This is a genomic window from Flavobacterium sp., assembly GCF_044361065.1.
In the GTDB taxonomy this organism is placed as follows: domain Bacteria; phylum Bacteroidota; class Bacteroidia; order Flavobacteriales; family Flavobacteriaceae; genus Flavobacterium.
Map to the genome: position 1 here is coordinate 1 of NZ_JBIKJI010000100.1, position 7,919 is coordinate 7,919.

General features: G+C 31.2%; 11 protein-coding genes. 6 read left to right on the plus strand and 5 right to left on the minus strand.

The genetic code is table 11. The features are described 5' to 3' along the window. Positions 1-248: 248 nt before the first annotated feature. From ACIQ11_RS07055 to ACIQ11_RS07065, 3 genes are all read left to right on the plus strand, one after another. The gene (locus ACIQ11_RS07055) at positions 249-1,553 is read left to right on the plus strand and encodes a hydroxymethylglutaryl-CoA reductase, degradative (RefSeq protein WP_396153976.1); all 1,305 of its coding nucleotides are present in this window, start codon (positions 249-251) and stop codon (positions 1,551-1,553) included. 344 nt (positions 1,554-1,897) lie between these two features. Then, positions 1,898-2,833 (plus strand): GYDIA family GHMP kinase, encoded by a 936-nt coding sequence (locus ACIQ11_RS07060; protein WP_396153977.1) that lies wholly within the window; start codon positions 1,898-1,900, stop codon positions 2,831-2,833. A gap of 70 nt (positions 2,834-2,903) precedes the next feature. Further along, on the plus strand, positions 2,904-3,479 hold the full coding sequence (locus ACIQ11_RS07065) for a hypothetical protein (protein WP_396153978.1): 576 nt from the start codon (positions 2,904-2,906) through the stop codon (positions 3,477-3,479). A gap of 3 nt (positions 3,480-3,482) precedes the next feature. Here the strand turns inward: ACIQ11_RS07065 and ACIQ11_RS07070 are convergent, their stop codons facing one another. Both ACIQ11_RS07070 and ACIQ11_RS07075 read right to left on the minus strand, forming a co-directional pair. Then, entirely contained in the window at positions 3,483-4,301 is an 819-nt protein-coding gene (locus tag ACIQ11_RS07070) for an NAD(P)H-binding protein (RefSeq protein ID WP_396153979.1), read from the minus strand. Between the two features lies 1 nt (position 4,302). Then, entirely contained in the window at positions 4,303-4,647 is a 345-nt protein-coding gene (locus ACIQ11_RS07075; RefSeq protein ID WP_396153980.1) for a hypothetical protein, read from the minus strand. Positions 4,648-4,878: 231 nt separating this feature from the next. Here ACIQ11_RS07075 and ACIQ11_RS07080 point away from each other — a divergent pair, with 231 nt between their 5' ends. The 3 genes from ACIQ11_RS07080 (at position 4,879) to ACIQ11_RS07090 (ending at position 6,128) form a co-directional block, all read left to right on the plus strand. After that, positions 4,879-5,199, plus strand: coding sequence for a single-stranded DNA-binding protein (locus ACIQ11_RS07080; protein ID WP_396153981.1), 321 nt, complete (start codon positions 4,879-4,881; stop codon positions 5,197-5,199). A 161-nt stretch (positions 5,200-5,360) separates the two neighbouring features. Next, positions 5,361-5,684: a single-stranded DNA-binding protein gene (locus tag ACIQ11_RS07085; protein WP_396153982.1), complete on the plus strand. Its 324-nt coding sequence runs from the start codon at positions 5,361-5,363 to the stop codon at positions 5,682-5,684. A 6-nt stretch (positions 5,685-5,690) separates the two neighbouring features. Then, positions 5,691-6,128, plus strand: coding sequence for an HRDC domain-containing protein (locus tag ACIQ11_RS07090; RefSeq protein WP_396153983.1), 438 nt, complete (start codon positions 5,691-5,693; stop codon positions 6,126-6,128). Positions 6,129-6,166: 38 nt separating this feature from the next. On the opposite strand, the gene ACIQ11_RS07095 is transcribed toward ACIQ11_RS07090, so the two are convergent. From ACIQ11_RS07095 to metG, 3 genes are all read right to left on the minus strand, one after another. After that, positions 6,167-6,790, minus strand: a complete 624-nt coding sequence (locus tag ACIQ11_RS07095) for a CatA-like O-acetyltransferase (protein ID WP_396153984.1) — start codon at positions 6,788-6,790, stop codon at positions 6,167-6,169. Further along, a complete protein-coding gene (locus ACIQ11_RS07100) occupies positions 6,787-7,473 on the minus strand; it encodes an HAD family hydrolase (protein WP_396153985.1) in 687 nt (228 codons plus the stop codon). Before ACIQ11_RS07100 ends, ACIQ11_RS07095 begins: the two co-directional genes overlap by 4 nt. 78 nt (positions 7,474-7,551) lie before the next feature. Further along, positions 7,552-7,919, minus strand: a 368-nt coding sequence (gene metG, locus ACIQ11_RS07105; RefSeq protein ID WP_396153986.1) for a methionine--tRNA ligase subunit beta, incomplete at its 5' end; no start/stop codon positions are given.

The following is a 7,919-nucleotide window of genomic DNA, read 5'->3' on the forward strand; positions in this document are numbered from 1 at the left end:
CCTTTTGTTCTAAACGCGCCGCCCCAAATTTCTTCTAAAGTTAATTTTTGTTGCCCAACAACTGATATTGAAGAGGTTAGTAACAATAATAGAATACTTGTAAAATTTCTCATATTTTTTGATTGTAAAAACCTCCAATTTTAGTGAAAATTTACGACATATTCATAATAAATATTGAATTTTTTACTTTCTAAGTTTTATTTTTTTAAAAATTACTTTTATTATCTTTGTCAATTAATCCAAAATTAATGGCACTAAATACTACAAGTTTTTCAAAACTAACAAAAGAAGAAAAAATAAATTGGATCGCCGAAAAGCATTTTTCCAATCCAAAAGAAGCAATTGCAGTATTACAAAGCTATCAGAATTCTGATGCTTCACTTCAAAAACTACACGACGAATTTATTGAAAACACTTTAACAAATTTTTATTTGCCGTTAGGTGTCGCACCAAATTTTACAATTAATGGTAAAAATTATACCATTCCTATGGCTATTGAAGAGAGCTCTGTTGTAGCAGCCGCAAGTAAAGCTGCTAAATTTTGGGGAGCACGAGGAGGATTTAAAACGACTATTTTAGGCACTGAAAAAATTGGTCAAGTTCATTTTATGTATGAAGGTGATAAACAAAAACTTATTGAATATTTCAATTTTGTAAAGCCGTTTTTATTTTCTGAATCGGAAGGAATTACCAAAAATATGCAAAAGCGTGGTGGCGGAATTTCAGATATTCAGCTAATAGATAAAACGGCAGCATTAAACAACTATTACCAATTGCACACTACTTTTCAGACTAAGGATAGTATGGGAGCGAATTTTATCAATTCTTGTTTAGAACAATTTGCGAAAACATTTAAAAACAAATCAGAAGAATTTGGAATCCAATCGATTCAAATTGTAATGAGTATTTTGAGTAATTTTGTGCCAAATTGTGTAGTTCGTGCCGAAGTTTCTTGTCCTATTTCGGAACTTAATGAAGATGCCAACATCACATCAAATGAATTTGCAGAAAAGTTTCTAACTGCTGTAAAAATCGCAGAAGTAGAGCCATACAGAGCTGTAACGCATAATAAAGGCATTATGAACGGAATTGATGCGGTGGTTTTAGCAACTGGTAACGATTTCCGTGCTGTAGAAGCTGGTGTTCACGCATTTGCAAGTAAAAACGGAAGCTACACAAGTCTGTCTCACGCTAAAATAGAAAACGGAATATTTACGTTTTGGTTGGAAGTACCTTTAGCATTAGGAACCGTTGGCGGTTTAACTAATTTACATCCATTAGTCAAATTTTCTTTAGAAATGTTAGGAAATCCCTCTGCAACGGAATTAATGGAGATTGTAGCTGTTGCTGGATTGGCTCAAAATTTTGCAGCTTTACGTTCGTTAACCACATCTGGAATTCAACAAGGACATATGAAAATGCATTTGAATAATATCTTAAATCAGCATCAAGCTACTAAAGAAGAAAAGCAACAAGTTTTAGCACATTTCGAAAACAAAACCGCTTCACATAATTTAGTGGTGGATTTTTTGGAAACGTTGAGAAAAAAATAAACATATAAGTCATATAAGTTTTTAAATCATTGTTGTCCGATTAAAAATTTTGATATAATTTTAAAGCTATGATTACGAATTGTTTAACTGCTTAAATTATATTTTGCCTAATTTTTTAATGTGATGTAATCTAATGAAATATTTTGCCACGGATGCCACGGATGCCACGGATTTAGTGGATTATCAAGGATAAAATCTGTGAAATCTGTGGCAAAAAAATAGGCTCAAAATTTCATTTGATTTTTATCGGACAATAATGAATTTAAATAATAAAATCACTTAAATTTACGAAGTAAAAACTTAAACCTACTTTATAAAGTTTTAGAAAAACAGAAAAAGCTTATATGACTTATATGGTTAACAAAAACACATTCTACTCTAACGGAAAACTCCTAATTACTGGAGAATATTTGGTCTTAAATGGTGCCAAAGCTTTAGCCTTGCCAACGAAATTTGGTCAATATTTACGCGTTGCTTCGTGTGCAGAAAAAAAAATATTTTGGACCAGTTTGGATGCTGATAAAAGCGTTTGGTTTGAAACTGAATTCACTTTTGAGGAAATTCGAACAGCTAAAAATTTTCAAGAAGAACATCTCATAAAACATACTTTAGTTGAAATTTTACATCAAGCCCATCTTCAAAACCCAAATTTTCTAACTTCGGAAACGGGATATATTATTGAAACAGAGGTCACATTTCCAAGAAATTGGGGCTTAGGTACATCTTCTACTTTAATTAATAATATTGCACAATGGTTACAAATTGATGCGTTTGAATTATTAAGGAAAAGTTTTGGTGGTAGCGGTTATGATATAGCTTGCGCCAGTAATAATTTTCCAATTACGTATCAATTAGATGAAAACGAGAAACCCATTGTTGAGGTTGTTGATTTTTATCCGAAATATAAGGAAAATATTTATTTTGTATATTTAAATAAAAAACAAAACAGCCGTCACGCGATTCAAAATTATATGAATAAGCAACAGTTTTTAACCAAAAAAACAGCAACTATTTCTGAGATTACGAATAGAATGCTGCTTTCGCCAAATTTAGAAACGACCAAAGATTTATTAGTACATCACGAAATTATATTAAGCGATATTTTAGAATTAGAAACCGTAAAAGAACGTTTGTTTTCTGATTTTAAAGGCACCATAAAAAGTTTAGGCGCTTGGGGCGGCGACTTCGTTATGGTACTCTCAAAAGAAAATCCAACACCTTATTTTAATTCGAAAGGGTACGAAACTATTTTAACATATGATGAAATGATTTTAGTTTAATTTATTTAATAAAAAATCATTATTTTTACATAAGTAATTCATTAATAAGCATATATAAAAAAATAATTTTATGAAAAAGTTACTTTTTATTTTATTTATTTTCGTTTCATTATTTTCATCTTGTTCAGAAGAAAACGCGCCTACTGAGGAAACTCAAAATGAACCTAACAAAGTTTTACTGCTTAAAGTAGATTATTTAACAAATACGTTTCAGGGCGGTAAAGAAACTACGTATGCCGAAAATTCAAATTCATTTACTATTTCTCATCAATCTGTTCCTGCTACTGATTTTGGAAATATTAAGTTGAAATATGATGAAATTAATCAAATTCTTTTTGATGGTGATATTATTTGGATGGGTTTAGGACAAATTCATCATCCACAAAATATGCTAACGGCCAATCAATTTGAGGCAGTATTAACAGCTGACGTTGTTTTTCCATCAACAAGCTTCAATCATATTTTACCTCAACCAAATTTAGGAAATGACTACAATCAGGTATGGATGGCTGTGCAAAACTTGGTAAAAGTGAGACAGTATTTAATCTCAAATCCTACTGGAGTGGTACATTTATATTTATATACGCCAAGCGTTGGAGTAGGAAATCCTGCAGATTGGAAATGGATTGTTTTAATGAAAAATTAGTTTTTATAAAGCTGTTTTTTTAAACGTATATCCTAAAACATTTTCTAATTTTTCACTTGAAACAATTTTCCCAAAATTAGTGTCATTTTCATTAAATAATGGTGCAGTCAAATGCAACTGCTTAGCTTTTTCGGTGTAATACTTTTTTCGTGTAGGATGATTGGGTGCGACTGCGTTAAAAGTTTCATTCCAACAGTTTTGTTTTAGTATTTCGCAAATAATTTCAACACAATCTTCTTGATGAATTAAATTTATTGGCGCATCTGGATTGGCAACATTGGTTTTTCCAGTTAACATTTTTACTATGTTTCGGTCTTCGCCAATCAAACCACCAAAACGTATTATTGTGGTTTGAAAATTATAGTTATTTCGCAATAAATTTTCGACTTCCATTAATTGTTTTCCGCTTTCTGTATTTGGATTTAAAACAGTTTTTTCATTAACAGTTGGAATAGCAGCAGTGTCATCATAGACAGAAGTCGAACTAATAAAAATCACTTTTTCAATAGTAGAATTCTCCATAAATGGAAGTAAGGTTTTTATTTTATTTACAAATGTTTTTTCAGAAGTGGTTTCTGTAATTTTTCTTAAACCTGGCGGAATATCTATAATTAGAATTTCAGAATCGTTTAAAAAATCAGTAATTGATTTGCTAATTTTAGTTTCAGAAAGCTCCAATAAATAAGGCGCTATTTTATTTGATTTCAAAACAGCTAATTTATTTTCAGAAGTGGTAGAGCCTTTCACTTCAAAACCATTATCAATTAACTTTTTAGCTAAAGGGAAGCCTAACCAGCCGCAACCTAATATAGATACTTTCATTTTATTTTTTTACTAATACATAACCTTCATTTTCCACTGCCAAATAACCTTGATCGTATACAAAATAATATACATTTCCAGTTTTTGTGGTATAAATTGAAGTAATTAATTCAAAATCAAAACCTTTACTAATTAATTTATTTTTGGTTGTTTTGGTTTTTTCTTCTGGGTTTAATTCGGTTAAAATTCGATAATTTTTGCGCAATTTGTTGTTTATATTTCGCATCAAATTGGTTTGATCTTTATTCATTTTATTGTTGTAGGCGTTTCGGCAACCATCGCTGCAAAACTTTTTGTCTTCTCTCCCTACAATTTTATCTTGACATTCTAAACAAGTTTTATTCATAATATTTTTATTTGAGGTCCAATAAAAGTAGTAAAAAAATAGAAATATTGAATGCTTTTAGATTTTTTATTTTCCATTTACAAACGACAACAAACAATTACAATCGATTTTAAATGAATAACAACCGAGTAACGTTTTTTTCTTGCCACATCTTTGCACTGTCGAAATGAAACAACGAGTTCAGTCGATAAACAAATTTTAATTTATATAAATATTTAAATTTTACACGCCATGAAAAACAGAGTACAATTAATCGGACACGTAGGACAAGAACCAGAAATCAAAAACTTAGAATCAGGAAAAGTTACCAATTTTACCATCGCAACGAATGAAAATTACACCAACGCTAAAGGTGAAAAAGTGGAACAAACCGAATGGCATCGAATTTCTGCCTGGGGGAAAACAGCTGAAATTGTTGAAAAATTAATTGCTAAAGGTTGTCACGTAGCTATAGAAGGTAAATTAACACATAGAAGCTATGATGACAAAGACGGCAACAAACGATTTATTACAGAAGTTGTCGCGAACGAGTTGGTTTTATTAAGTAAATAACAATTACATTTCAACGCTAAGATTTTTTATATTTATTAAATCTGCGTTTCAAAAAATTAAATAACAAAAAAATAAATTTTACACGCCATAAAACAAGCGTTTTTCCTAAGCTAAAACTTAACGAAACGCGAAATAAATAAACAATTAAACATATAAGCCTTATGAAAAATTCAGTACAATTAATCGGAAATGTGGGTCAAGAACCAGAAATCAAAAACCTTGAAGGAGGAAGAAAATTAGCAAACATAAATATCGCCACGAACGAAGTATATTATCGAGAAAATGGCGATAAAGTAGAACAAACCCAATGGCACCGTGTAACGGCTTGGGGTAAAACAGCAGAAATTATTGAAAAATATGTTACAAAAGGTAAAGACATTGCCATTGAAGGCAAACTAACTCACAGAAGTTACGACGACAAAGATGGAAACAAACGCTACATTACAGAAGTAATTGCAAATGAAATTTTGTTAATCGGTAAATAATTTCAGATGCAAGTTAGTGTATTTTCTATCCGCATAGATCCTGCATTTTTAGAGCAAGATCAACAAACATTAAACACTTTTTTAGAAACAGTAATATTTAAAAAATCCAGCACCCAATTTTTGGAAAGCGAGCCGGCGCATTGGTCTGTTATTGTTCATTATGAAACTGAGCAACAGGAGAAACCTATACGATTAGAACGAAAGTCGTACGAAGATTTACTTCCGAATGACAAACAAGTTTACGGATACTTAAATCAATGGAGAACTGAAAAATCAGAACAATTAAATCAGAAGAAATTTATGATTTGCCACAATTCTGAATTAATTGACTTAGCATTATATAAGCCAAGTAATTTAGACGAATTACAACAAATTAAGGGTTTTGGAAAACAAAAAGCAGACAAATTTGGCGAAGATATTTTAGCGATTTTGAATGCCGTTTAAATTTTGAAGGATAAGAAGAGTGCTTATTTGTGCTCTTCTTATTCATTCATTAAACGTTCAAATTCTTCAAAAAACAAACCTAAATGATATCCGTCTATTAATCCGTGATGCACATAAACTGCCATTGGAATTTTTTTCACCCCCTTTTCATCTGTCATTTTTCCAAATGAAAATTTCGGACAACTATCAGGTATTGAAAAATTTCTTGAATGTGAAATTGAAGTGAAATTCACCCAAGGTAAAGCCGAAAAATGAATAATGTTTTCATTATATTCTCTTGTGAAAAGTCCAGTTGTGTTTTGCACTCTACTTGATTCTTTAATAAAATTAGATTCAAAATTGCTTAGTTTTTCATCGTATTCTATTTCTGAAAAACCAAACGTTTTATCATCACGTAAAATAGTAGCAGACGCGTTAATTTTATCAAAAAGATACACATTTTCATTTTCTATTCGGTACCTAAAATTTTCAATTTTATTTACGGCAACAATAGTTTTGTGTAAATAATATACAAAAAAACTTACGCCTAATTCTTTAGCTTTATGATAGGCTTTTGTGCAATCAAATTGGATAGTAGTGCCAAAAAAAGGTTCTTCAAATTTGCTGAAAAATTCAAAGTGCTCTTTTCGGTTCCAAGTAGCGAGGTCTATTATTTGCTTCATTTTAGTAAGGGTAAAATTTCAGTAATTTTGGAAACGGATTTGAAATTTTTATGTTCAATTTCAAAATCAATTTTTTCGTATTCCCAAGTCGTATGATACGGAATATGAATGGCGTGACCGCCAATATTTAACACAGGTAAAACATCGGATTTTAACGAATTGCCAATCATTAAAAAATCTTCGGCTTTACAATCTAAACGAGCTAACATTTTTTCGTAATCCAATTCGGTTTTGTCGCTCATCACTTCAATATGATGAAAATAAGCGCCAATTTCCGAATCGTGTAATTTTCTATGTTGGTCTTTTAAATCGCCTTTTGTGGCTACGACCAATTTATATTTTCCTTGCAATTGTTCTAAAACTTCAGTGATGTTAGGAAGTAATTCCACTGGTTTTTGAAGTAAATCTTTGCCAATAGCTAAAATTTGCTCAATACCTTTACCCGAAATTTGATGATTAGTCAATTCCAAAGCCGTTTCAATCATCGATAATGTAAACGCTTTGATTCCAAAACCATACAACGGCAAATTGTTGACTTGATGATTCAAAATTAATCCTAAAATCTCTTGATGCGAGGCATAATCTTGAAACAACACACAAAAGCGTTCTTGCGCCTCATCGTAATAAGGTTCGTTGTGCCAAAGGGTGTCGTCTGCATCAAATGCGATTATTTTTGGGGTCATAATGTATTTTATTCAACACAGATTTCACAGATTTTTTCAATTTGTGTTAATCTGTGAAATCTGTGTTTAATTTTTAAATTAGGAAATCATCGCGCCATTAATCACGCCTTCTGTATCTGGATTTACGAAAACCAATTTTCCTTCAGCAGAATTGGTTAATAATAACATACCTTCGCTTTCCACACCACGTAAAGCTCTTGGGGCTAAGTTGACTAAAACCGTTACACGTTTTCCAATAACTTCTTCTGGTGTAAAATGCTCTGCAATTCCAGATACAATGGTTCTTACATCAATTCCGGTATCTACTTTTAAGACTAATAATTTGTTGGCTTTTGGCATTTTTTCGGCTTCAATAATCGTCCCGATTCGTAAATCTACTTTGGCAAAATCTTCAAAAGTGATGATTTCTTTTTGCGGTTCAGCTTTTGCGTTTTCCACTTGATTGG

Bases quoted from the DNA above. Each gene is read 5' to 3' on its own strand.
- ACIQ11_RS07055 (WP_396153976.1), top strand. From the start codon at position 249: ATGGCACTAAATACTACAAGTTTTTCAAAACTAACAAAAGAAGAAAAA.
- ACIQ11_RS07060 (WP_396153977.1), top strand. From the start codon at position 1,898: ATGACTTATATGGTTAACAAAAACACATTCTACTCTAACGGAAAACTC.
- ACIQ11_RS07065 (WP_396153978.1), top strand. From the start codon at position 2,904: ATGAAAAAGTTACTTTTTATTTTATTTATTTTCGTTTCATTATTTTCA.
- ACIQ11_RS07070 (WP_396153979.1), bottom strand. From the start codon at position 4,301: ATGAAAGTATCTATATTAGGTTGCGGCTGGTTAGGCTTCCCTTTAGCT.
- ACIQ11_RS07075 (WP_396153980.1), bottom strand. From the start codon at position 4,647: ATGAATAAAACTTGTTTAGAATGTCAAGATAAAATTGTAGGGAGAGAA.
- ACIQ11_RS07080 (WP_396153981.1), top strand. From the start codon at position 4,879: ATGAAAAACAGAGTACAATTAATCGGACACGTAGGACAAGAACCAGAA.
- ACIQ11_RS07085 (WP_396153982.1), top strand. From the start codon at position 5,361: ATGAAAAATTCAGTACAATTAATCGGAAATGTGGGTCAAGAACCAGAA.
- ACIQ11_RS07090 (WP_396153983.1), top strand. From the start codon at position 5,691: ATGCAAGTTAGTGTATTTTCTATCCGCATAGATCCTGCATTTTTAGAG.
- ACIQ11_RS07095 (WP_396153984.1), bottom strand. From the start codon at position 6,790: ATGAAGCAAATAATAGACCTCGCTACTTGGAACCGAAAAGAGCACTTT.
- ACIQ11_RS07100 (WP_396153985.1), bottom strand. From the start codon at position 7,473: ATGACCCCAAAAATAATCGCATTTGATGCAGACGACACCCTTTGGCAC.